Annotated in this window: 27 protein-coding genes and 1 other annotated feature; of the genes, 21 read left to right on the top strand and 6 right to left on the bottom strand. The window is 40.1% G+C overall.

Translation table 11 applies throughout. From position 1 onward, the window contains the following. The first annotated feature begins 101 nt into the window (after positions 1-101). The 5 genes from PCY17_RS01205 (at position 102) to PCY17_RS01185 (ending at position 4,286) form a co-directional block, all read left to right on the top strand. Complete coding sequence (locus PCY17_RS01205) at positions 102-1,361, top strand: TRZ/ATZ family protein (RefSeq protein ID WP_301391024.1); 1,260 nt, start codon at positions 102-104, stop codon at positions 1,359-1,361. Between the two features lie 61 nt (positions 1,362-1,422). Then, positions 1,423-1,558, top strand: a sequence feature (ribosomal protein L10 leader region). Between the two features lie 38 nt (positions 1,559-1,596). Then, complete coding sequence (gene rplJ, locus PCY17_RS01200; protein WP_001287274.1) at positions 1,597-2,097, top strand: 50S ribosomal protein L10; 501 nt, start codon at positions 1,597-1,599, stop codon at positions 2,095-2,097. A gap of 74 nt (positions 2,098-2,171) precedes the next feature. Next, positions 2,172-2,540, top strand: a complete 369-nt coding sequence (gene rplL / locus PCY17_RS01195) for a 50S ribosomal protein L7/L12 (protein WP_001196964.1) — start codon at positions 2,172-2,174, stop codon at positions 2,538-2,540. Between the two features lie 412 nt (positions 2,541-2,952). Continuing rightward, positions 2,953-3,855 carry a DUF2268 domain-containing protein gene (locus PCY17_RS01190; RefSeq protein ID WP_049519606.1) on the top strand — a complete coding sequence of 301 codons (903 nt, stop codon included), beginning with the start codon at positions 2,953-2,955 and terminating at the stop codon, positions 3,853-3,855. Positions 3,856-3,917: 62 nt separating this feature from the next. Next, positions 3,918-4,286: an EXLDI protein gene (locus PCY17_RS01185; protein WP_049519608.1), complete on the top strand. Its 369-nt coding sequence runs from the start codon at positions 3,918-3,920 to the stop codon at positions 4,284-4,286. Positions 4,287-4,446: 160 nt separating this feature from the next. Here PCY17_RS01185 and PCY17_RS01180 read toward each other — a convergent pair whose 3' ends face one another. Next, a complete protein-coding gene (locus tag PCY17_RS01180) occupies positions 4,447-4,932 on the bottom strand; it encodes a GNAT family N-acetyltransferase (RefSeq protein ID WP_301391139.1) in 486 nt (161 codons plus the stop codon). A gap of 31 nt (positions 4,933-4,963) precedes the next feature. Next, on the bottom strand, positions 4,964-6,310 hold the full coding sequence (gdhA, locus tag PCY17_RS01175) for an NADP-specific glutamate dehydrogenase (RefSeq protein WP_000199520.1): 1,347 nt from the start codon (positions 6,308-6,310) through the stop codon (positions 4,964-4,966). 205 nt (positions 6,311-6,515) lie between these two features. Here gdhA and PCY17_RS01170 point away from each other — a divergent pair, with 205 nt between their 5' ends. From PCY17_RS01170 to PCY17_RS01140, 7 genes are all read left to right on the top strand, one after another. Beyond that, entirely contained in the window at positions 6,516-7,451 is a 936-nt protein-coding gene (locus PCY17_RS01170; protein WP_301391023.1) for a dihydroorotate oxidase, read from the top strand. 32 nt (positions 7,452-7,483) lie between these two features. Beyond that, positions 7,484-8,521 (top strand): DNA polymerase III subunit delta, encoded by a 1,038-nt coding sequence (gene holA, locus PCY17_RS01165; RefSeq protein ID WP_301391022.1) that lies wholly within the window; start codon positions 7,484-7,486, stop codon positions 8,519-8,521. A 69-nt stretch (positions 8,522-8,590) separates the two neighbouring features. Beyond that, a complete protein-coding gene (sodA, locus tag PCY17_RS01160; RefSeq protein ID WP_000974733.1) occupies positions 8,591-9,196 on the top strand; it encodes a superoxide dismutase SodA in 606 nt (201 codons plus the stop codon). A 154-nt stretch (positions 9,197-9,350) separates the two neighbouring features. After that, entirely contained in the window at positions 9,351-9,881 is a 531-nt protein-coding gene (locus PCY17_RS01155; RefSeq protein ID WP_227945809.1) for a YutD family protein, read from the top strand. Between the two features lie 20 nt (positions 9,882-9,901). Further along, positions 9,902-10,987: a 23S rRNA (adenine(2503)-C(2))-methyltransferase RlmN gene (gene rlmN / locus PCY17_RS01150; protein WP_000804754.1), complete on the top strand. Its 1,086-nt coding sequence runs from the start codon at positions 9,902-9,904 to the stop codon at positions 10,985-10,987. A gap of 1 nt (position 10,988) precedes the next feature. Next, positions 10,989-11,468 carry a VanZ family protein gene (locus PCY17_RS01145; protein WP_301391021.1) on the top strand — a complete coding sequence of 160 codons (480 nt, stop codon included), beginning with the start codon at positions 10,989-10,991 and terminating at the stop codon, positions 11,466-11,468. Between the two features lies 1 nt (position 11,469). Further along, positions 11,470-13,011: an ABC-F family ATP-binding cassette domain-containing protein gene (locus PCY17_RS01140; RefSeq protein WP_000025358.1), complete on the top strand. Its 1,542-nt coding sequence runs from the start codon at positions 11,470-11,472 to the stop codon at positions 13,009-13,011. 42 nt (positions 13,012-13,053) lie between these two features. On the opposite strand, the gene PCY17_RS01135 is transcribed toward PCY17_RS01140, so the two are convergent. Beyond that, a complete protein-coding gene (locus tag PCY17_RS01135; protein WP_198464590.1) occupies positions 13,054-13,293 on the bottom strand; it encodes a zinc-ribbon domain-containing protein in 240 nt (79 codons plus the stop codon). 27 nt (positions 13,294-13,320) lie between these two features. Beyond that, positions 13,321-14,127: a peptidylprolyl isomerase gene (locus PCY17_RS01130; protein WP_301391020.1), complete on the bottom strand. Its 807-nt coding sequence runs from the start codon at positions 14,125-14,127 to the stop codon at positions 13,321-13,323. 217 nt (positions 14,128-14,344) lie between these two features. On the opposite strand from PCY17_RS01130, the gene rpsP reads away from it, so the two are divergent. From rpsP to PCY17_RS01095, 7 genes are all read left to right on the top strand, one after another. Continuing rightward, complete coding sequence (rpsP, locus tag PCY17_RS01125; protein WP_000268760.1) at positions 14,345-14,617, top strand: 30S ribosomal protein S16; 273 nt, start codon at positions 14,345-14,347, stop codon at positions 14,615-14,617. Positions 14,618-14,636: 19 nt separating this feature from the next. Next, complete coding sequence (gene kphA / locus PCY17_RS01120) at positions 14,637-14,876, top strand: RNA-binding protein KphA (protein ID WP_000379617.1); 240 nt, start codon at positions 14,637-14,639, stop codon at positions 14,874-14,876. Positions 14,877-14,919: 43 nt separating this feature from the next. Further along, positions 14,920-15,252 (top strand): MazG nucleotide pyrophosphohydrolase domain-containing protein, encoded by a 333-nt coding sequence (locus tag PCY17_RS01115; protein WP_000654125.1) that lies wholly within the window; start codon positions 14,920-14,922, stop codon positions 15,250-15,252. 98 nt (positions 15,253-15,350) lie between these two features. Next, on the top strand, positions 15,351-16,139 hold the full coding sequence (locus PCY17_RS01110; protein ID WP_000819211.1) for an alpha/beta hydrolase: 789 nt from the start codon (positions 15,351-15,353) through the stop codon (positions 16,137-16,139). 30 nt (positions 16,140-16,169) lie between these two features. Continuing rightward, entirely contained in the window at positions 16,170-16,688 is a 519-nt protein-coding gene (gene rimM, locus PCY17_RS01105) for a ribosome maturation factor RimM (RefSeq protein ID WP_001105876.1), read from the top strand. Further along, complete coding sequence (gene trmD / locus PCY17_RS01100; protein WP_008277730.1) at positions 16,678-17,397, top strand: tRNA (guanosine(37)-N1)-methyltransferase TrmD; 720 nt, start codon at positions 16,678-16,680, stop codon at positions 17,395-17,397. Before rimM ends, trmD begins: the two co-directional genes overlap by 11 nt. A gap of 11 nt (positions 17,398-17,408) precedes the next feature. Beyond that, positions 17,409-17,747, top strand: coding sequence for an ATP cone domain-containing protein (locus tag PCY17_RS01095; RefSeq protein ID WP_001196045.1), 339 nt, complete (start codon positions 17,409-17,411; stop codon positions 17,745-17,747). Between the two features lie 27 nt (positions 17,748-17,774). Here the strand turns inward: PCY17_RS01095 and PCY17_RS01090 are convergent, their stop codons facing one another. Next, the gene (locus PCY17_RS01090; RefSeq protein ID WP_301391018.1) at positions 17,775-18,095 is read right to left on the bottom strand and encodes a hypothetical protein; all 321 of its coding nucleotides are present in this window, start codon (positions 18,093-18,095) and stop codon (positions 17,775-17,777) included. Positions 18,096-18,198: 103 nt separating this feature from the next. Here PCY17_RS01090 and PCY17_RS01085 point away from each other — a divergent pair, with 103 nt between their 5' ends. Continuing rightward, entirely contained in the window at positions 18,199-18,417 is a 219-nt protein-coding gene (locus PCY17_RS01085) for a YdbC family protein (RefSeq protein ID WP_049490154.1), read from the top strand. Positions 18,418-18,449: 32 nt separating this feature from the next. On the opposite strand, the gene PCY17_RS01080 is transcribed toward PCY17_RS01085, so the two are convergent. Continuing rightward, the gene (locus PCY17_RS01080; protein ID WP_049490153.1) at positions 18,450-19,007 is read right to left on the bottom strand and encodes a TetR/AcrR family transcriptional regulator; all 558 of its coding nucleotides are present in this window, start codon (positions 19,005-19,007) and stop codon (positions 18,450-18,452) included. 576 nt (positions 19,008-19,583) lie between these two features. Here PCY17_RS01080 and PCY17_RS01075 point away from each other — a divergent pair. Beyond that, positions 19,584-23,987 carry a Cna B-type domain-containing protein gene (locus PCY17_RS01075; RefSeq protein ID WP_247931014.1) on the top strand — a complete coding sequence of 1,468 codons (4,404 nt, stop codon included), beginning with the start codon at positions 19,584-19,586 and terminating at the stop codon, positions 23,985-23,987. Positions 23,988-24,069: the final 82 nt, after the last annotated feature.

The following is a 24,069-nucleotide window of genomic DNA, read 5'->3' as shown; positions in this document are numbered from 1 at the left end:
TTTGCAATATTATGGAAAAAAGTTGCCTTCGGGTGACTTTTTTGTTACAATAGCTAGAAAAATTATTCACTGTAAATTGTCTTATAGAAAAGGAGCCTATAATGAAAGTCTATCAGCATGTAAATATCGTGACTTGTGACAAAGATTTCCATGTTTATTTGGATGGTGTCTTAGCCGTTAAGGACTCTCAAATCGTCTATGTCGGCCAAGAGGAGCCAGAGATTTTAGAGCAGGCTGAGCAGATTATAGACTATCAGGGAGCCTGGATCATGCCTGGTTTGGTCAATTGCCATACCCATTCTGCTATGACAGGCTTACGAGGGATTCAGGATGATAGCAATCTCCACGAATGGCTCAATGACTATATTTGGCCAGCAGAAGCAGGATTTACTCCCGATATGACTACCAAGGCAGTCAAAGAAGCTCTGACAGAGATGCTCCAGTCAGGGACAACAACCTTCAACGATATGTATAATCCCAATGGTGTGGATATTGAGCAAATTTATCAGGCAGTCAAGGCATCTAAGATGCGTTGTTATTTCTCACCGACCCTCTTTTCTTCAGAGGCAGAAACAACTGCTGAGACCATAAGCAGAACACGTGCCATCATAGAGGAAATCTTAGAATATGAAAACCCAAATTTCAAGGTTATGGTAGCTCCTCATTCTCCATATAGCTGTAGTAGAGACTTGCTGGAAGCGAGCTTAGAAATGGCAAAAGAGCTGAATATTCCTATCCATATTCATGTGGCGGAGACTAAGGAGGAATCAGGAATTATCCTGAAACGATACGGCAAACGCCCCCTCGCCTTTCTAGAAGAATTGGGTTACTTAGATCATCCGTCTGTCTTTGCTCACGGGGTCGAATTAAACGAGAGAGAAATTGAACGCTTGGCAACTTCTCAAGTATCTATTGCTCACAATCCTATTAGTAACCTCAAACTGGCTTCTGGAATCGCTCCAATCATCCAACTCCAAAAAGCAGGAGTAGCAGTGGGGATTGCGACAGACTCGGTTGCTTCCAATAACAATCTAGATATGTTTGAGGAAGGACGCACAGCAGCCCTTCTTCAAAAGATGAAAAGTGGAGATGCCAGCCAATTTCCTATTGAAACAGCCCTCAAAGCTCTGACGATAGAGGGTGCTAAGGTTCTAGGAATGGAAAAGCAGATAGGAAGCCTAGAAGTTGGCAAGCAAGCAGATTTTCTGGTCATTCAACCACAGGGAAAAATCCATCTTCAGCCTCAGAAAAATATGCTCTCTCACCTGGTTTATGCAGTCAAAGCCAGTGATGTTGACGATGTTTATATCGCTGGAGAACAGGTGGTTAAGCAAGGCAAAGTTTTGACAGTAGAGATTTAAAAAAATTCAAAAAAAGTTTGCAAAAATCTTGCATTCTTTTTTTGTCTATGCTATACTTATATACGGTTTGAAAAAACTGCCTAAGACAGTAGGGGAGCTTGACTCGTAAATATCCTACCGAGGACAAAACGTATCATGTAAAAAGAAGCGTATTGTACTTTCGTGTCTAGGTTTGGGCGCGTTTTTCTTTTGGAAAAATTCCCCAAGCAAAATAATTACGGAGGTGAACACACTAATGAGTGAAGCAATTATTGCTAAAAAAGCGGAACTAGTTGACGTAGTAGCTGAAAAAATGAAAGCTGCTGCATCTATCGTCGTTGTAGACGCTCGTGGTTTGACAGTTGAGCAAGATACAGTTCTTCGTCGTGAGCTTCGTGGAAGCGAAGTTGAGTATAAAGTCATTAAAAACTCAATCTTGCGTCGTGCAGCTGAAAAAGCTGGTCTTGAAGATCTTGCATCAGTATTTGTTGGACCATCTGCAGTAGCATTTTCTAACGAAGATGTTATCGCACCAGCGAAAATCTTGAACGACTTTGCTAAAAACGCTGAAGCACTTGAAATCAAAGGTGGTGCAATCGAAGGCGCTGTCGCATCTAAAGAAGAAATCGTTGCTCTTGCAACTCTTCCAAACCGCGAAGGACTTCTTTCTATGCTCCTTTCTGTACTTCAAGCGCCAGTGCGCAACGTTGCTCTTGCAGTCAAAGCGGTTGCAGACAACAAAGAAGACGCAGCTTAATCTTAAGCTACGCAGCGTAGCCTAGCTACGGAAAAACTATTATAAAATTAAAAACTTATTTGGAGGAAATAACAATGGCATTGAACATTGAAAACATTATTGCTGAAATTAAAGAAGCTTCAATCCTTGAATTGAACGACCTTGTAAAAGCTATCGAAGAAGAATTTGGTGTAACTGCAGCTGCTCCTGTAGCTGTTGCTGCAGCTGGTGCTGCTGACGCTGGTGCTGCTAAAGACTCATTTGACGTTGAGTTGACAGCTGCTGGTGACAAAAAAGTTGGCGTTATCAAAGTTGTACGTGAAATCACTGGTCTTGGACTTAAAGAAGCTAAAGAACTTGTTGATGGTGCACCAGGTGTCATCAAAGAAGGCGTTCCAACTGCAGAAGCTGAAGAAATCAAAGCTAAATTGGAAGAAGCTGGAGCTTCAGTTACTCTTAAATAATAGAGCGACTACATTAGTAGCTTAAAAAACATATAAAACCGCTATTCTTAGGAGTAGCGGTTTTTTCTTTTGGTTCAAGAAGGGGCAAAAAAGGGGCGAACTAATTATATAGTTTATCTAGGAGACAAACAAGTTTTGAATAATAGGCTTTCCATAAAAAATGATACAAGTTTTTACCCTTCAGGATTTATTTTTTTCTAGTATCATCATTCCTATGAACAGTAGAAAAGTAAGTTTTTAATTTATTGATACTCTGGATATTATAATCTCAGTATTAAAGAACTTTATTGAAGGTAATTTTCGAACGGTTTGAGGTAATTTCAATGAAATTTTAATAGATATTTCAATTTTCTTCTTGACTCTGACCTTAGGTAAGGGATTATACTAATAATAGATAAGAAAGGAGCTTACCATGCAAATCAATATGATTCGTTCAGATAAAGTTTACCAAGAGATGCTCGAGCTTCCTTTAGAAAAAAGAGAAGGTTGCTTTCGAGCTAAAATATTAGCACCTTTTGCAATGAAATACCAAACGCAACACATTCCTCTGAAAGCAAAGTATCCTGGAGGATTTGATGCTCTTTTCCTACTTGGCTTTATGAATCAGTTACCCTCAACTCTCTCAGAAAAGGATAGACCAGCTATCGACTCTCTGAGCTCTGATCAACTCTGGCAGGACTGCCAGGATACCATCAAAAGGAGTATGGGGCTTTTTGAGCAGGCTGGCTATGACTTAGATGTTGAGGATTACCATTTTACTATTTTATTGGGCAATCCAGAAAAACCTATGCTACAGCTCAATAAGGGTTATAGCGGAGATGGCGGAATTCCAGGCTACCTCATGCTTAGTCTGCTACCAAATGACTATACTTTACTACGTGTGCAGGCTGCGTTGGCTCACGAGTGCAATCACAATGTACGTTTCCAATTTATCAAATGGAACCAGCAGACGACACTAGCAGACTGGGTAGTCAGTGAAGGATTGGCAGAGTCTTTTGCGGCTGAGCTCTATGGCAAAGATCTCATTGGGCCTTGGGTCACTTCAACCAGTCCAGAGCAGTTAGAAGAGATTAAGCCCATCATCTCAAGTCAGCTTCAGCTAACAGGTATGGCGGAAATGGCTCCTTATCTCTACGGTGATGAAATTGCTGAGATTCAAGGTCAAATAACGGTTGGAATGCCCTATGCTGCAGGCTATGCTTATGGTTATCATTTGATACAAGCTTATCTGAAAAAGACTGGCAAGAGCATTATTGAGGCTACAGTGACACCTACAGAAGAGATTTTAGAGGCGACGAAAGATTTTTGGAAATGACACTTTGGCTTGATAATCTGCCAGAATCTGATATAATGTAGGTAATTTCAGGAGGTGACTATATGTACTATAAAAGAGTTGAATTGAAAGTCACAAATCAAGGTATCCATGAGCGTAAGATTTTTCAAGGTGTCAAAATTTTCAGTCGTAGTAAGTTGTCCAAAGATCAGAAAAGCATTCTAACACAGAAGCTTTACCTGACACCGAAGCAGAACATCGTTTACTATCAACGGACAGATATCAACTATGACCAGAACTGGTATCATCATAAGGACTATTATGAATTAGCTTATGGTCAGATGGATAGAGAGACGGTTTTTAAGGTTTGTCAAGATTTTGACGAACTAAGTCCTTTTCTGGAAAATGAGCTGCTGGAGAAGTTAAAAGAAAAGCAGTCAACAGGCAAATTTTTTGAAAAATTAGATATATAAAAATCCGGCTGCTTTTATAAGCAGTCGGATTTCTTCTAGTGTGATAGTGCTGAAACAATACCTTTACTATCATAGCATTGGCTACATTTTTAAAAGTTGTTTTAGCTGTGTTGAGGATCTTGATTCTGATATCCTCGAGACGACCAGAGTATACTAACATCTATTCATCTGATGAGAGGGATTTTATCATCCAGATATTCATAGCAGGGTGGCCGGCGGCGTTAGAAAGTGGTTGTTGCAATGCTGTAAAACCATAGTGCTGATAGATTGCCATAGCCGTAGCCAGTTCAGTAGAGGTTTCTAGATAAAGCTGTTCATAACCTGCTAAGTGGGCTTCCTGGAATATCCGCTTTATCAACCTGCTAGAATAGCCTTTGCCACGGCTATTTTTAGTGACATACAGTTTTTGTAATTCAGCAATCTTATCGGACACTGGTGCAAAGCCACCACAGCCAACCAGCTGTCCTTCATCTTCCAGAACAAAGTAAGCTGCTCTCTCTTGCTGTTGATAATAGTCGGCCAAATGATCTAGATGAGAATCAAAGTAGACAGTTCCTGGTTTGTCAAGTCCGAATTCTTCTAGGCTGGCTCGAATGAGCTGCGCTACAGCTGAATTGTCTCTCACTTCCATTGGCCGTAAGTTCATCATTTGTCCTCCGATAGGATGTATCGACTAATTAAACAATACCTTGTGCAATCATAGCGTTTGCTACGTTTTCGAAGGCAGCGATATTTGCTCCTGCAAGGTAGTCAGTACCAAGTCCGTATGTTTCAGCAGTTGTTTTAGCTGTATTGAAGATGTTTGTCATGATGTCTTTGAGGCGTCCATCAACTTCTTCACGTGTCCATGAGAGGCGAAGGCTGTTTTGGCTCATTTCAAGCGCTGATACAGCTACACCACCAGCGTTAGCAGCTTTGGCAGGTCCGTAAAGGATTCCGTTTTCTTTGTAGACTTTAATCGCATCAAGGTCACTAGGCATGTTAGCACCTTCAGATACACAGATAACGCCTTGAGCAACCAAACGTTTAGCTGCTTCACCGTTGATTTCGTTTTGAGTCGCACATGGAAGAGCGATGTCGTAGTTACCAGCGTAAGTCCATACAGAACCTTCATGGTAAGTAGCAGTTGCTTTCTCAGCTGCATACTCAGTCAAACGAGCACGACGTTTTTCTTTAACATCAACCAAAAGATCGAAGTCAATACCATTTTCGTCGATGACATAACCGTTTGAGTCAGATACAGAGATGACAGTTGCACCAAGTTCAGTCGCTTTTTGAAGAGCGTATTGAGCTACGTTACCAGAACCTGAAATAACCACTTTCTTACCAGCAAAACTGTTACCATTAGCTTTGAGCATTTCTTCAGTGTAGTAAACCAAACCATAACCAGTTGCTTCTGGACGAATCAAGCTACCACCAAATCCAAGAGGTTTACCAGTCAAGACACCCGCATCAAATTGGTTAAGACGTTTGTATTGCCCGTAAAGGTAACCAATTTCTCGTCCACCAACACCGATATCACCAGCAGGTACATCAAGAGATGGTCCGATGTATTTTTGCAATTCAGTCATGAAGCTTTGGCAGAAGCGCATCACTTCAGCATCAGTCTTCCCTTTAGGATCGAAGTCTGATCCCCCTTTACCTCCACCGATTGGAAGTCCAGTCAAAACGTTTTTAAAGATTTGTTCGAAGCCGAGGAATTTCAAGATCCCTTGGTTTACAGTTGGGTGGAAACGAAGTCCGCCTTTATATGGTCCAACAGCTGAGTTGAATTGAACACGGTAACCACGGTTGACTTGGACTTTACCTTCACGGTCAACCCAAGGAACACGGAAAGAAATCACGCGCTCAGGCTCAGTGATACGTGCCAAGATGTTTTCTTCGATATACTCAGGGTGTTTTTCAAAGACAGGCTCCAAGGTACTGAAGAATTCCTCAACCGCCTGGAGAAATTCAGCCTCATGCCCGTTACGAGCTTTCACAGTTGCAAACACGCTTTGGATATAGTCTTTAGCAGATGTCATATCGTTCTCCTTTTTGTTGTTATATTTTATTACATGAGCCATTATAGCAGAAATTTTTTTGAGTGTAAAGAAAAAAACAGAAATTTTCTAAAAATTCTTTCAATTTACAAAACCGAACGTTTTAGATAGAAATTAGTTTCTCAAAGAGAAAATTTGAAAGTATGGTATAATATTAGAAATAAAAGGAATCTGGAGGATCAGAATCATGGTATCAACGAAAACACAAATAGCTGGCTTTGAGTTTGACAATTGCTTGATGAATGCAGCGGGTGTGGCTTGTATGACGATAGAGGAACTAGAAGGGGTCAAAAACTCAACAGCGGGAACCTTTGTCACGAAGACTGCGACCTTGGACTTTCGTCAGGGAAATCCTGAACCACGTTACCAGGATGTTCCACTTGGTTCTATCAACTCCATGGGCTTGCCAAATAATGGCTTAGACTACTATCTGGACTATCTTTTGGACTTGCAGGAAAAAGAGCCAAACCGTACTTTCTTCCTATCTTTAGTTGGCATGTCCCCAGAAGAAACACATGCCATCTTGAAAAAAGTTCAAGAGAGTGAGTTTAAAGGACTGACGGAGCTTAATCTCTCTTGCCCAAATGTTCCAGGAAAACCTCAGATTGCCTATGATTTTGAGACAACAGACCGTATCTTGTCAGAGGTATTTACCTACTTTATAAAACCTCTTGGAATTAAATTACCACCATATTTTGATATTGTTCACTTTGACCAAGCGGCAGCTATTTTCAACAAGTATCCGCTCAAGTTTGTTAACTGTGTTAACTCTATCGGAAACGGTCTTTATATAGAAGATGAATCGGTTGTCATTCGTCCTAAAAATGGTTTCGGTGGCATTGGTGGGGAGTATATCAAACCAACTGCTCTAGCTAATGTCCATGCCTTCTACCAACGTCTCAATCCGCAAATCAAAATCATCGGAACGGGTGGCGTTCTGACGGGTCGTGATGCCTTTGAACACATCCTTTGCGGTGCTAGTATGGTGCAAGTAGGAACGACGCTCCACAAGGAAGGCGTCGGTGTTTTTGAACGCATTACCAAAGAACTAAAAGCAATCATGGCAGAAAAAGGTTATAAGAACCTAGAAGATTTCCGTGGGAAATTGCGCTATATTGATTAAGTTTAATAAAAAATCAGAAGAAAGAAGAGAAGATGCTAGCCATTGAAGACAGTCAGAAGTTGACTTTATCAAATCTATCTAGCTTGAACCTATTTACAGGGACAGATCAGGGTCAGTTTGAAGTTATGAAGAGTCAAGTGTTGAAGCAGATTGGTTATGATCCAGCTGATCTCAATTTTGCTTACTTTGATATGAAAGAAGTAGCTTATAAAGACTTAGAGTTGGAGTTGGTCAGTCTCCCTTTCTTTGCGGATGAGAAAATCGTGATATTAGACCATTTTGTCGATATTACAACTGCCAAAAAACGCTTTTTAACAGATGATGAGCTCAAGTCATTTGAGGAATACCTTGACAATCCTTCACCGACGACTAAACTTTTGATTTTTGCGGAAGGAAAACTGGATAGTAAGAGACGGCTGGTCAAATTGCTCAAACGAGATGCGACTGTCTTTGATGCTATTGAACCCAAGGAACAAGAACTCCGCCAGTATTTCCAAAAATGGAGTCAGACACAAGGTCTGCAGTTTGTGGGGCAATCCTTTGAAAATCTACTTCTCAAATCTGGTTTTCAATTTAGTGAAATCCAGAAAAATCTCCTTTTTTTACAGTCTTATAAGTCAGATGGCATGATAGAGGAGAAGGATATTGTCGAGGCTATACCAAAGACCCTGCAGGACAATATTTTTGATTTGACTCAGCTTATTTTAGCTAAGAAGATTGACCTGGCCCGTGACCTGGTTAGAGACTTGACCTTGCAAGGGGAGGATGAGATCAAGCTCATAGCTGTTATGTTAGGACAGTTTCGTACCTTTACCCAAGTGAAGATTTTATCAGAGACTGGTCAGACGGAATCGCAGATTGCAAGCAGTCTGGGAACTTATTTGGGGCGCAATCCTAATCCTTATCAAATCAAGTTTGCATTGAGAGATTCGAGAGGGATTTCCATTGCCTTTCTCAAGCGAGCGATTTCTTATTTGATTGAAACAGACTACCAGATTAAGACAGGTGTCTATGAAAAAGGGTACCTGTTTGAAAAGGCACTTTTGCAGATCGCGGCAGAAGCAAATTGAGCAAAAAACTTGAAAAAAGAGGATGATTGCGTTATCATTTTCATATAGAAAGAAAAAGAGGTATTACAGATGGCTATTATCTTACCAGACCTTCCATACGCATACGACGCTTTGGAACCATACATCGATGCAGAAACAATGCACTTGCACCATGACAAACACCATCAAACCTACGTCAACAATGCAAATGCAGCTCTTGAAAAACACCCTGAAATTGGTGAAGACCTTGAAGCCTTGCTTGCTGATGTAGAATCTATCCCAGCTGATATCCGTCAAGCACTTATCAACAATGGTGGTGGACACTTGAACCACGCTCTTTTCTGGGAATTGATGACTCCTGAAAAGACTGCTCCTTCAGCAGAACTTGCAGCAGCAATTGATGCAACATTTGGTTCATTTGAAGAGTTCCAAGCAGCCTTTACAGCAGCAGCTACAACTCGCTTCGGTTCTGGATGGGCATGGTTGGTTGTCAACAAAGAAGGAAAACTTGAAGTAACTTCAACAGCAAACCAAGACACACCAATCTCAGAAGGTAAAAAACCAATCTTGGGCTTGGACGTTTGGGAACATGCTTACTACGTGAAATACCGCAACGTGCGTCCTGACTACATCAAAGCTTTCTTCTCAGTCATTAACTGGAACAAAGTAGACGAGCTTTACGCAGCAGCTAAATAAAAAATATGGAGGGAAGAGTCAATCTTCTCTTTTTAAGGTTATAAAGCAGAAGTCTGACAAAATCGTCAGACTTTTTTCATTTTCAGGATATTCGTGCCAACTTGTAGAAAATATGGTAAAATAGAGTGTTAAGTAATCGTGGAAAAGGAAGACTATGCGTAAAGAAATTGCACCTGAATTATACAATTATAACAAGTTTCCTGGCCCAGAATTTCATGTAAATGGGGATAAGGTTGAGACTGAAGAGATCGCTTTTACCTTGGTTGAAAATATCAAGGATGCTTTCGATGTGACAGTCTTTAATCAACGCTTTTCAGAAGTGTTGACCAAGTTTGATTATGTCGTGGGGGACTGGAGTAATGAACAGCTCCGCCTACGTGGTTTTTACAAAGACGATCGAACAGAGGAAAAAATTGAAAAAATCAGTCGTTTACAGGACTATCTTTTGGAGTATTGTAGTTATGGTTGTGCCTATTTTGTCCTAGAAAATCAAGCACCGAAACGGGCTTCATTTGACAAAAAAATGCGTAAAAAGGATGAGGAAAACCTTCCTAGAAGAGGCAAGAAACCTTCGCAAAACAAGAGAAAACCAAATGCGGATAAGCGAAATAGACGTCGTCATAAGGACCAAAAGTCTCAGAAAGAGGACAAGGGACAGCGCCATTTTGTCATTCGTCAAAAATAGATAGAGAATAAGGAGAAGAGATGAAACCGTCTATTTATAGTTTAACACGTCAAGCCATGCAAGAATGGGTATTAGAACAAGGAGAAAAGAAATTCCGAGCAGATCAGATCTGGGAATGGCTCTACCGTAAACGTGTCCAGTCATTTGAAGAAATGACCAACCTTTCCAAGGGTTTGATTGCCAAGCTCAATGAGCAGTTTGTGGTAAATCCATTGAAACAACGCATCGTACAAGAGTCGGCTGACGGTACTGTTAAGTATCTTTTCGAGTTGCCAGATGGTATGTTGATTGAAACAGTACTGATGCGTCAACACTACGGGCTGTCAGTCTGTGTGACCACTCAGGTCGGCTGTAATATTGGTTGTACCTTCTGTGCGTCAGGTTTGATCAAGAAGCAACGTGACCTCAATAACGGGGAAATTGTAGCGCAGATTATGTTGGTTCAGAAATACTTTGATGAACGTGGTCAGGATGAACGTGTCAGCCATATCGTTGTTATGGGAATTGGTGAACCATTTGATAATTACAACAATGTTTTGAATTTTGTCCGTACCATCAATGATGACAAGGGAATGGCTATCGGTGCTCGTCACATCACTGTTTCAACCTCAGGTTTGGCCCATAAAATTCGTGACTTTGCTAATGAAGGTGTACAGGTCAATCTGGCTGTGTCTCTTCACGCACCCAATAATGAATTGCGTTCAAGCATCATGAAGATTAACCGTGCCTTTCCGATAGAAAAGCTCTTTGCAGCTATTGAGTACTATATCGAAACAACCAATCGCCGTGTGACCTTTGAATACATCATGCTCAATGAAGTCAACGACGGTGTTGAACAAGCCTTGGAGTTGGCTGAATTGCTCAAGAACATCAAGAAATTGTCTTATGTCAACTTGATTCCCTATAACCCAGTTAGTGAACATGACCAATATAGCCGTAGTCCTAAAGAGCGCGTGATGGCCTTCTACGATACCCTCAAGAAAAAAGGGGTCAACTGTGTTGTCCGTCAAGAGCATGGTACAGATATTGATGCAGCTTGTGGACAATTACGCTCCAATACAATGAAACGTGACCGCCAGAAGGCAGTCGCAGCGGTAAATCCATAAAATGACTAAAAAAAGAGAATTAATCTTAAGATTGGGAGTGGCTATTTACAGTCTTTGCATTGTCTGTTTTTGCTTCACTCCCCAGCCTCAACTTCCTACAGGAGTGGAAACTCCAGGTATTCAAACTTTTGGACGCCTGGTTTTTCTTTTAACTCCCTTAAACTCCCTTTGGAATCTGGGTGAAGTAACCAGTTTGGGACAAGTCATTTGGATCTTTTTGCAGAACATTTTAAATGTCTTCTTGCTTTTCCCACTAGTCTTTCAACTGATTTACCTCTGTCCAAATTTACGACAAACGAAAAAAATCATCCTTCTCAGTTTTCTACTGAGTCTAGGAATTGAGTGCACGCAACTGGTCTTAGACTTTTTCTTTGATTTTAATCGCGTCTTTGAGATTGATGATTTGTGGACCAATACCCTGGGAGGCTATCTGGCTTGGGTCCTCTATAAAGGACTGCATAAAAACAAGATAAGGAATTAGAATGAGTATTTTAGAAGTTAAAAATCTGAGTCACGGTTTTGGTGACCGTGCAATTTTTGAAGATGTGTCCTTCCGTCTCCTCAAGGGAGAGCATATCGGTCTAGTTGGTGCTAACGGTGAAGGGAAATCAACCTTTATGAGCATCGTGACTGGTAAGATGTTGCCAGATGAAGGGAAGGTGGAGTGGTCCAAATATGTGACTGCTGGCTATCTGGATCAGCACGCTGTGCTAAAGGAAGGTCAAACCGTGCGTGATGTCTTGCGTACAGCCTTTGATGAGCTATTTAAAGCAGAAGCTCGTATCAACGACCTCTATATGGAAATGGCCGAAGACGGAGCAGATATTGACGCGCTAATGGAAGAAGTTGGCGAACTCCAAGACCGTTTGGAGAGTCGAGATTTTTATACTTTAGATGCTAAGATTGATGAAGTAGCGCGTGCTCTCGGTGTCATGGACTATGGCATGGATACAGATGTAACAGCCTTATCAGGTGGACAAAGAACCAAGGTGCTTTTGGCTAAACTCCTCCTCGAAAAGCCAGATATTTTGCTGCTTGACGAGCCAACCAACTACTTGGATGCTGAACACATTGACTGGCTCAAGCGTTATCTCCAAAACTATGAGAACGCTTTTGTCCTTATTTCGCATGATATTCCTTTCCTCAACGACGTAATCAATATCGTCTACCATGTGGAAAATCAACAGTTGACGCGTTACTCTGGTGACTACTACCAGTTCCAAGAAATCTATGCCATGAAGAAATCTCAACTGGAAGCAGCCTATGAGCGTCAACAGAAAGAAATTGCCGACCTCAAGGATTTCGTAGCCCGCAATAAAGCCCGTGTTGCAACGCGTAATATGGCCATGTCCCGTCAAAAGAAACTCGACAAGATGGATATCATTGAACTGCAAAGCGAGAAACCAAAGCCATCCTTTGATTTTAAACCGGCTCGTACTCCTGGTCGCTTTATCTTCCAAGCCAAGGACTTGCAGATTGGTTATGACCGTCCTCTTACCAAGCCTTTAAACCTTACTTTTGAACGCAATCAAAAGGTTGCCATTATTGGAGCCAATGGTATCGGGAAAACAACTCTCTTGAAGTCTCTCTTGGGAATTATCCCACCAATTGCTGGAGAAGTTGAACGAGGTGATTACCTAGAACTGGGCTACTTTGAACAGGAAGTAGAAGGTGGAAATCGTCAAACACCACTAGAGGCTGTCTGGAATGCCTTTCCTGCCCTTAACCAAGCAGAAGTCCGTGCAGCCCTTGCTCGTTGTGGTTTGACAACCAAGCACATCGAAAGCCAAATTCAGGTCTTATCAGGTGGAGAACAAGCCAAGGTACGCTTCTGTCTCTTGATGAACCGTGAAAACAACGTTTTAGTGCTGGATGAGCCGACCAACCACCTAGATATAGATGCCAAGGATGAACTCAAACGCGCGCTTAAAGAATACAAAGGAAGCATTCTCATGGTTTGCCACGAACCAGACTTTTATGAAGGCTGGATGGACCAAATCTGGGACTTTAACAAGTTAACTTAAAAGCAGTAAAAAAGCCAAGTTGAAATGACTTGGCTTTTTTGACTAGTAATTTAAATAGCTTTCAATTTCAGATTTCTCAATTTCTTTACCGTAGTGGCAAATCGGACAAGAAACGAAGTAACTTTTACCATAAGGAAAAAGTGGAATCCAGTAGAGGGTAAATTTGCGTCCAGTTTCTACGATCTCCCAAGTGTCGACATTGTTACAGTGACCACATTCGATCGCAGTTTGCGTATGTCCCAAATCTTTCTGATAACCTTTAGAACCCCAAAATAAAATCATGTCATCGTCTCCTTATCTGTTGATGGCTTATTTTTTACTGAAGTCGTAGTCTTTCACCACTTCAATACTATCAATGGTGATAGCAGATGTTGGTTTGTCTTTCTCATCTTTTTCAGCCTTGGCAATCTTGTCAACAACATCCATGCCATCGATGACTTGACCAAAGACAGGGTGTTTGCCGTCTAGACTTGGATTTCCACCTTCTTTATAGGCTTCGATGATTTTCTTTGGATACTTGCTGGTAGGGAGTTTAGCTGAAATATCTGTTGAGTTTTGGTTGATGAAGAACTGGCTACCGTTGGTGTTTGGTTGACCAGTGTTAGCCATAGCAAGGGCTCCTCGGATATTGTATAGGTAAGGAGAGATTTCATTTTTGAAACCAGTTCCCTTGTCCTTTGTTTTATCCTTATCATGCCAGATAGATTGGCCCCCTGTACCATCTCCCTTAGGATCTCCAGTTTGGACCATAAATCCATCAATGACACGGTGGAAGGTGATGCCGTTATAGTAGCCTTCTTTAGCGTGAGTAAGGAAGTTTTCAACTGCTAGTGGTGCTAGTTTTGGAAAGAGTTTGATGCGGATATCGCCTTGATTTGTGTGTAAAATGACCTCAGCTTCATCTGCGGCAACTTCCTTAGAAAGTTGAGGGAAGTTGGCATTGTCATTGGTCAATGCGTCATTTAAATCTTTGGCAGCCTGAGCAGCTGCTTTTGAGCTTTCTTCAGCAGAGATACTGGAGTCGACATATTCATCACCACGGAGACCACGTTGGATACTAGTACATCCAGCAAGGGCTACAGTTGATAGTAAAAGAAGGGTCGCTAGTTTTTTCATTGTTAACCTCTCAAAAATTCATTTCTACCATTGTACCTTAAAAGGAGTTTGATTTCAAATGTAAAAGATTTTACTAAAAATTTCTAGTAGTAAAAAAAATTAAAACTCTGTCAAGTTTTTTTCTTGACACCTGTCAGAAATCTGCTATAATAGAACATGTGCTAAATAGCTCAGCTATTTCACCGAAATAAAAAAATAAGAAAAGAGACATTAAAAAATGGCAGTTAAAATCCGTTTGACTCGTATGGGTTCTAAGAAAAAACCTTTCTACCGTATCAACGTAGCAGACTCACGTTCACCACGTGACGGACGTTTCATCGAAACAGTTGGTACTTACAACCCACTTGTTGCTGAAAACCAAGTAACTTTGAAAGAAGACCGCGTTCTTGCATGGTTGGCTGATGGAGCTCAACCTTCAGATACAGTTCGCAACATCCTTTCAAAAGAAGGCGTATTGAAAAAATTCCACGATTCTAAATTCTCAAAATAAGTTTAAAGTAGGTTGACAGATGGATACGATTGAAAATCTCATTATTGCGATTGTGAAACCTTTGATTTCACAACCTGATGCCTTAACTATCAAGATCGAAGACACACCAGAGTTTTTGGAGTATCACTTGGATCTTGACCAAAGCGATGTCGGTCGTGTTATCGGTCGTAAAGGTCGCACTATCTCAGCGATAAGAACGATTGTCTACTCTGTCCCAACTGAAGACAAGAAAGTAAGAATCGTTATCGACGAAAAATAAGAAAAGCGGGACAGAAGTCTCGCTTTTTTGTGAGGAGGAGAAGATGAAGGATTTAACGTTTAGACAATTACAAGCTTACTTACTCGAACATTACCAGCAATCTCGGACTGAGGAAGGTCTCTTTATCAAGCTAGTGGAGGAAGTCGGAGAAGTAGCCGAGGTCTTGAACGGGCGCTCTGGTCGAAAAGAGTCTGTCCAGGACTCAAATGAGGAACTAGCCAAAGAACTAGCTGATATCATTCACTACACCGTCGCAATCGCGACCATAAACGACATTGATCTAACCAAAACCATCTTTGACAAAGATAAGAAGGCTGCCATTAAGTACCAACATGAACGAGATTTGGAAGAATTTTTGGAGGGAAAATATCTATAGTGTCTTTTTTCTTCAACTTGTGAAAATCCCTAGAACGTGATAAAATAAAGGATAAGGGTTTTTAATAAATCATTGTTATAGAATGAGTGGATTTCTTTATGAAACGATTTGAAGTAACTACAAAAATTGGCAGCCTCTCTGTTACTTATAAAAAGCAAAAGAAAGTGCTTGTTTGTTTAAATGGCGCAGGTTTGCTACCAAGTTATGAAAATTTTTCACTTATACTTGAAAAACTTCCTCCCACAATTGGTTATTTGACAATTGATTTTCCAAACACAGGTAGGAGTCCGATTCATGACCAATCTGGAAAAAATCTGGACAATCTTGTAGACGCGGTTTATGAAGTACTTGAAGAATTGGCGATTTATGAATATATACTTTGTGCACATAGTTTGAGTGGAATTTTAGCTTGCAAATTGATGAACAAATCAATTAAGTGTCAGGCTTTAGTAGCAATTGAACCAACAACTAAAAAAGTAATGTTTTCTGATTTTTCAGAAAATCCTTATCCAGAAATGGAAGAGCAAATGAGACTGATTGAAGAGTGTGGCCCCGAAGTCTATTTTAAGAACATAACTCAAGCAGCATTTAGCTCTGAAACTAATGAAGAAATCTGGGATTTAGTGCAAGAAAAAGATTCAGAGTTGGAAAGACAAGTTCCAGAATTTCATATATATTGTGAGATTACTGAGGAAGATTTTAAGAATGTATCTATAGAAGCTCATGTCCCTGTATTTATTTTTTGTCAGGCTTATAGAGAAAAAGAATACAGAGACTCAGAATATTGGACTTCCAATACTAAACTCATTTTAGGAGGGAATCACCATTATTTACAATGGTCTGAATCAGAAAAAATTGCGAATATTATTCGAGAATTGTCAGAATAAGATGGAAAGAAGGAGAGTACAGGAGACAAGATGAACTACTTTAATGTTGGGAAAATCGTTAATACGCAGGGTCTACAAGGTGAGATGCGAGTCTTGTCTGTGACGGATTTTGCTGAGGAACGGTTTAAAAAAGGGGCAGAGCTGGCTTTATTTGATGATAAAGACCAGTTTGTCCAAACAGTGACCATCGCAAGTCACCGTAAGCATAAGAACTTTGACATTATCAAATTCAAAGACATGTACCATATCAATGCGATTGAAAAGTACAAGGGTTATAGTCTCAAGGTCGCCGAGGAAGATTTGAACGATCTAGATGATGGAGAATTCTATTATCACGAGATTATCGGTTTGGATGTTTACGAGGGTGATAACTTGATAGGAACTATCAAGGAAATCCTACAACCGGGAGCCAATGATGTCTGGGTAGTCAAGCGAAAAGGTAAGCGAGATTTGCTTTTACCTTACATTCCACCAGTAGTTCTCAATGTTGATATTCCAAACAAGCGGGTCGAAGTGGAAATCTTAGAAGGACTAGATGATGAAGATTGATATTTTAACCCTCTTTCCTGAGATGTTTTCTCCGCTGGAACACTCGATTGTTGGGAAGGCTCGAGAAAAAGGGCTCTTGGATATCCAGTATCATAATTTCAGAGAATATGCTGAAAAGGCCCGTCATGTTGACGATGAACCTTACGGAGGCGGTCAGGGGATGTTGCTAAGGGCTCAACCCATTTTCGATGCCTTTGATGCTATTGAAAAGAAAAATCCGCGCGTCATTCTCCTCGATCCAGCTGGAAAGCAGTTTGATCAGACTTATGCTGAGGATTTGGCTCAAGAGGAAGAACTAATCTTTATCTGCGGTCATTATGAAGGGTATGACGAGCGCATCAAGACCTTGGTAACTGATGAAATTTCCCTAGGAGACTATGTTTTGACTGGAGGAGAATTGGCGGCCATGACCATGATCGATGCGACTGTGCGATTGATACCGGAAGTGATTGGTAAGGAGTCTAGTCACCAGGATGATAGCTTTTCTTCGGGTCTTCTCGAATATCCTCAGTACACTCGCCCTTATGACTATCGAGGTATGGTCGTGCCAGATGTGCTCATGAGTGGGCACCATGAAAAGATTCGCCAGTGGCGGCTGTATGAGAGTCTAAAGAAAACCTACGAACGCAGACCTGACCTGCTAGAAAACTATAAACTGACAGCCGAAGAAGAAAAGATGCTGGCTGAAATCAAAGAAAACAAAGAATAAAGGAGAACCTTATGCAAGTAATCAAACGTAATGGAGAAATTGCTGAATTTGATCCAGATAAAATTTACCAAGCTGTTCTAAAAGCAGCCCAAACAGTTTATGTTTTGACTGATGACCTACGTCAAAACTTAGCTCAAGTTACTAAAAAAGTCGTTTTGGACTTGGAAGAAGCAAAAGTAGAACGTGCCACTATCAGCATGATCCAGTCAATGGTTGAGCACCGCTTGCTTGGAGCTGGCTACATTACAATCGCAGAACATTATATCTCTTATCGCTTGCAACGCGATTTGGAGAGAAGTGGTTATGGCGACCATATCGCTGTTCATCTTCATTTTGAACAAATTCGTTAAGAAAAAGAGTGGGATGCAAAGAACATCTCACTCTTTCTTAAATAGATTTTTCTGAGCTTTTTGTACGGTTGAGGGAACAAAACGAAGTCGTTTAATATCACTGATACGAATGATTCGAGTTACGTTTTTTGAAAAATTTTTGACGATAATTTGTTGGCGATTAGCATCGTGTTTAACAATATCACCCGTAAAACTTGTCTCAGCAAGTATAACATGAACAGCCGTCTTTTTCTGGATGGCTTGTTCAATCATAGCAGTGAGGGAGTTGTCCTCGATTTGAGGATGATCATCATTCCCATTGAGAAAACCATGTAGTTTATCTAGAACTAGTTTGAATGTCTGTCTCATAGAATCCTCCCTTCTTATATATCCACATTATATAAAATTTTCCTAAAAACCACAAGATTTTTACGAATAGACTATAGAAAGCATATCACATAAAGGAGTTAAAATGGCAGAATTTACATTTGAAATCGAAGAACACTTGCTCACCTTGTCTGAAAATGACAAAGGATGGACAAAAGAACTAAATCGCGTTAGCTTTAATGGTGCCCCTGCAAAGTTTGACATTCGCGCTTGGAGCCCAGACCATACCAAAATGGGCAAAGGAATCACGCTTTCCAATGAAGAATTTCAGGTAATGGTCGATGCCTTTAAAGGGGGACAATAAAAAAATCTTGAGTGCAACTCAAGATTCTTTTTTTAGGACACAATATAGTCACAGAGAGAAGTCTTAGACAATTGAATGAAAGTCTCTCTGTACTCTTCAGGGGTGATTGGATTATCTTTACGAATCCAGACTTCAATGAAAGAGATTGCCATGGTCGTAATGATATAAGCGATGTCCTCTTTATTAAAATTATATTTCAGTTGGTAATTGACATTCTTTAGTACCCACTCTGAGTAGGTTCCACGAAGAAATTCCTTCCAACATGGGTCGACTTGTGTGGTATACAAGGTGTTAACAACTTCCCTTTTTTCGTATATGAGAGGAAGTATATGGTCTGCTAAAAAGCTGATAGGATCTCCATCATTGCTAGGGCAGTACTTATTAAAGACGTTAAAAATGTCCTGATTGGTCTCTTCGTGAATGTATTCGATAATATCTTCAAAGTTGTTAAAATGCTTTTGATAAATCGCTTGTCGTGAAATACCAGCTTCAGCTGCGATTTCAGTCATGGTAAAAGAAGAGCGCAGAGGGTTCTTCTTAGCAAGTGTGATGAGTGAATTAATAATTAAGTCACGAGTATTCTTTGGCATGATTTCACCTTTCTATTTATAATTATTTACAGTTGTTTTTGAATGAAGAAAAATCAGAATGTTCAAGTTAATATAAACAATCAATGAACATTAAATTTTCTGAATCTTTTAGGTAGCTCTATTGTATCACAAATAATTTATAAAATATAGCTCTATCAGTGAAAATGCGTTTTCTGAAAATTCCTATCACATCAGTATTTTTAGACAATTCTCATGATAATGCCGTATTATTTGAGGGATAAAAATAATATATCTAAAAAATTGACACCGTGTAAATAAAAACCTTGGTAGATTAAAGGATATTCATAAAAATACTTGACGATATGACAATATGTAGTATAATGGTTGTGGTAAATATTTTGCTATATTTCCTCTCTGATCTAAGAGTAGTGATGCTCCTGCTAGAGATTGAATTTAATTGTTTTTTTTGAATAGTACAAAACGTGTAGATATTTCCTCAAGCACATGTTACAGATAGTCTATTATGTAGCAAATTATGCGATTGAAAGGGGTGTTGCCTATTGGAGAGAGATGACACGTTGTTCAATCAATTTCAATCATATAGAAAGGAAAGTCATGAGATTTAAAAAATTGTGGCTCTATATTTTAACGCCACTCTTAGTTCTATTTGGTTCTGCAGCTTTGACAAATACTGTTCAAGCGCAAGAACTTAAAAATGTCATTACCAAAGTTGGTATTTGGGAGACTGATAATGGGAAGTTTGTAACTCCAGATGCAAAAGGAGTTTACAATCTAGCTCCTCAAAATCAATCTTACGAAAACTACAAGTTTGCTACTGATTTTGATTTGAGCGCTTACGATGGTATGTTGAATGATGGTGATACCTTTACATTCACTATTCCAGCTCCATTGTCAGTTCGCGCTGAAACCTTTGAACTCAAAGATAAAGAGACTGATACTGCTGTAGGTGATGCAACAGTTGTTTCTAATGGTGACAACCAAGGTGGTAAAGCTACCATTAGTTTGAAAAACCTTGCTGAGTACCTTAAGAAAAAAGGTGGTACAGAAGTTCGTGGTGTTTCAGGTACCTTCTACGTAGCTTTCAGCTCTAAGAAAGAAACAGAAGAAGAATCAATTCAACTTGATAAGACAGAAACAAAAGATGATGTCAACTTCAAGATGAAGTTCAAAAAAGGTGGAGAACGAGACTATTCTGAAGGTATTGGTAAAACAAACATTAGTAAAGTTAATGGTACTATCAATAAAGAAAAATGGGAATCAGCCCTCCTTGAAAAATCAGGAGATTACATCCACAAGTGGAATCTTCGTGTAAACCCTAAACAAGCTGAGTACAACAAGATTGTAGTTCGCGACTGGGTTGACAAGGACTACTCTCCAATGCAAATCATCCCTGAATCAATCGTGGTTACTGCTGGTTACTACAACAAAGTCTATGCTTTAGTTGATGACGTAACTCTTGAAGCAGGAAAAGACTACGAAATCAAGTGGAATGATTCTTACACTGAGTTTACTATTACCTTTAACAATGCTAAAGCAATCCGTGCTACAAATGGTAAAGCAGCAGCATTCCGTATCGTCTATAACACAACAGCGCCAGCTGATGGAACCAAAGTTCAAAACAATGCTGAAATTACAGCTGATGACCAAGTTCTTCCAGTGAGCGACGATCGTACTGAAACTGTTACAAAAGTTATCGGTAATTCAACAGTTACATCAGGTGGTACTATTCAGCTGAAAACTGGTTACCGTATCACGTTGTATAAAGTAGATGAAAAATCACTTGACCGTCTTGCAGGAGCTAAATTCAAGATTACTCCTCCAGAAGGTGCAACTACAGCGCAAGAAGAAACAGTAACAACAGACGCTAGTGGTGTTGCCCAGTCTGCAATCTATACTGATGAGGACGTTAAGAAGGGTGAATTCACCATTACTGAGATTGAAGCTCCTAAAGGTTACCAATTGGATTCAACTCCAATCAAAGTAACTGTTGGCCAAGAAGGTGTTATCAAAACAATCTCAAACAAACGCAACAGTACAAAAGCTCAAATTCAAGCAATTAAAAAATTGACTGGTCGAGCTATGAAAGCTGGAGAGTTTGAATTCGACTTGTTCAATGATAAGACAAACAAAGTTGTTGAAACAGTAACAAATGATGCGGAAGGAAATATCAACTTTGCTGAATTGACATTTGACAAAGCTGGTACATACAACTACCACATCGTTGAGAAAAAAGCGAACACAACTGAAAAAGGTGTTACTTACGATGCCAACCCTGTTGGCGTTACAGTTACTGTAACAGCAGATGCTGAGGGCAAATTGTCTGCAGCTGTCGCTTACGAAAATGATGATAAGACTTTTGAAAATACATACGCTGCTGAGAAAACTTCAGCTCCTATTGAAGTAACAAAAGCTCTTACCGGTCGTACCTTGAAAGCTGATGAGTTTGAGTTTGTTTTGAAGAACGACGCAGATGGCTCAGAAGTTCAAAAAGTGAAGAACACTGCCGACGGTAAGGTTAAATTCTCTCCAATCGACTACACTGCAGCTGGGACTTACAATTACACTATCGTTGAAACTAACGCTGGACAAACTATTGACGGTGTAACATACGATAGTCTCGAAGTTAAAGTCACAGTAGAAGTTACAGACGATGGTGAAGGAAAACTTACTGCTAACGTAACTTACCCAGCGGACAAAGAGTTTAACAACAACTACGGAGCTTCAAAAACTCCAGCTCCTCTTGCAGTTAAGAAAACACTTACTGGTCGTGAGTTGAAAGCTGATGAGTTTGAGTTTACTTTGACAGACAAAGATGGTAATGTGAAAGAGACAGTCAAGAATGACAAAGATGGAAACGTTAAGTTCTCTGCATTGGAATTCGACAAAGCTGGAACTTTCACATACAAGATTGCTGAAAAAGCGGGCACTGCTACTGGTATCACCTACGATACGAAAACAATCACTGCTACAGTAACTGTAGCGGATAATGGCAAAGGTGCCCTTGAAGCAACTGTTGCTTACGATGATGAAAAAGCATTCGAGAACACTTACACTCCAGCAGGAGCTACAAGTGTAACTCTTGGAGCTAAGAAAGTTCTTGAAGGTAAAGATCTTGAAGCTGGTAAATACAGCTTTGAATTGAAGAAAGCAGACGGAACTGTTGTTGAAACAGTGACAAACGCTGCAGACGGAACTGTGACCTTCTCACCAATCTCATATGATGAGAGCCAAGTGGGAACTCACAAGTACACCATCTCTGAAGTTGCTGGAACTGAAACAGGAATCACTTACGATAAGACAGTTCAAGAAGTTGAAGTAACTGTTGAGAAAGTAAGTGCAACTGAATTGAAAGCAACTGCTTCAAAAGAAGCGAACGATCTTGTATTTACAAACACTTACACTCCAGCGAAAACTGAAGTTCCTGTGAAGAAAGTATGGAAGGACGAGAACAACCAAGATGGTAAACGTCCAACTTCTGTCATAGTTAAATTGCTTGCGGATGGTCAAGATACTGGTAAGACACTTGAGCTTAACGCCGCAAACAACTGGGTTGGAAGCTTCACAAACCTTGATGCTGATAAAGGTGGAACACCTATCAAGTACACAGTAGTAGAAGTAACTGTTACTGGTTACACTTCTGATGTTACTGGTGACGCTGCATCAGGATTCACTATCACAAATAGTTATTCTCCAGAAACAGTTGTTGTAAAAGCAACTAAGAACTGGGATGACGCGAATAACCAAGATGGCAAACGTCCAACTAAGATTACAATCAATCTTTTAGCAGACGGTCAGAAAGTTGATTCGAAAGAAGTTCAAGCAGCCGCAGACGGAACTTGGACTGTCGAATTCACGAAATTAGCAAAATATAAAGCTGGTAAAGAAATCAAATACACTGTAACAGAAGAAGCCGTAGCCGAATACGAATCAACTATTACAGACTTTACCATCACAAACAAATATGCTCCAAAAGCAATCGACTACAAGGTAACAAAAGTATGGAACGATGCGAACAACCAAGACGGCAAACGTCCTGAGTCAGTAACCGTTCAACTTTTCAAATCTGTAGGTGGATCTAAACCAGTAGCCGTTGCAGGTAAGAAATTAACCTTGACAGCTAAGGATAAGACCGACGCTAACACTTGGGTAGCATCCTTTACAAATCTTCCACAATACGAAGCTGGTAAAGAAATCACTTACTCTATCAAGGAAGTGGATGTACCAGCTGGTTACGAAGCCTCTGTGACTGGTCAAGTAGTAACAAACACCTATAACCCAGAAACAGTTGTTCTTTCAGGAACTAAGGTTTGGAAAGATAACAACAACCAAGATGGCAAACGTACGAAATCTGTGAGAGTTCAAATTCTTAACGGCGACAAAGTTGTTCAAGAAATTGAAGTATCAGAAGCAACTGGTTGGAAGTTCGAATCAAAAGCACTTCCTAAGTATGAAAATGGTACAGAAATCAAGTACACTGTCAAAGAAGTAGCTGTGAAGGAATATACCTCAACAGTTACTACGGACAAAGATGGTAAGTACACAGTTACCAATACACATGCTCCAGAGAAAACATCTGTAAAAGGTCATAAGATCTGGAAAGATGAAGAGAACAAAGACGGTATCCGTCCAGCATCTATCACAGTGAAACTTCTTGCCGATGGTCAAGACACTGGTAAGACTGCGGTAGCCTCAGAAGCAACTGGTTGGACTTATGAGTTCACAGACCTTGATCGTTATAAAGACGGCCAAGCAATCGAATACTCTGTAGTAGAAGTTCCAGTTGAAGGTTATTCATCTAAAGTAGAAGGCTTCAATATCACAAATACACACACTCCAGAAAAACCAACACCAGGTAAACCAAATGAACCAGGAAAACCAGAACAAAAACCTCAACTTCCTAACACTGGTGAAAAAGCATCTAGCGCAGCAGTAGTTGCAGGACTTGCTTTGATGGCAGTGACTGGTGGATTGTACTTTGTAAGCCGTAAAAATAAATAATCTCTAAAAGAGAGTTAATTTTCAGTTAGTTCTTAGGAAGTAATTAGAAAGGAAATAGTCCAGAACAATTGTTCTGGACTAT

The sequence above is a fragment of the Streptococcus sp. SO2 genome (assembly GCF_030440025.1).
The sequence above is the reverse complement of the archived record's forward strand: the minus strand, read 5'-3'. Positions and strand labels throughout refer to the sequence as shown.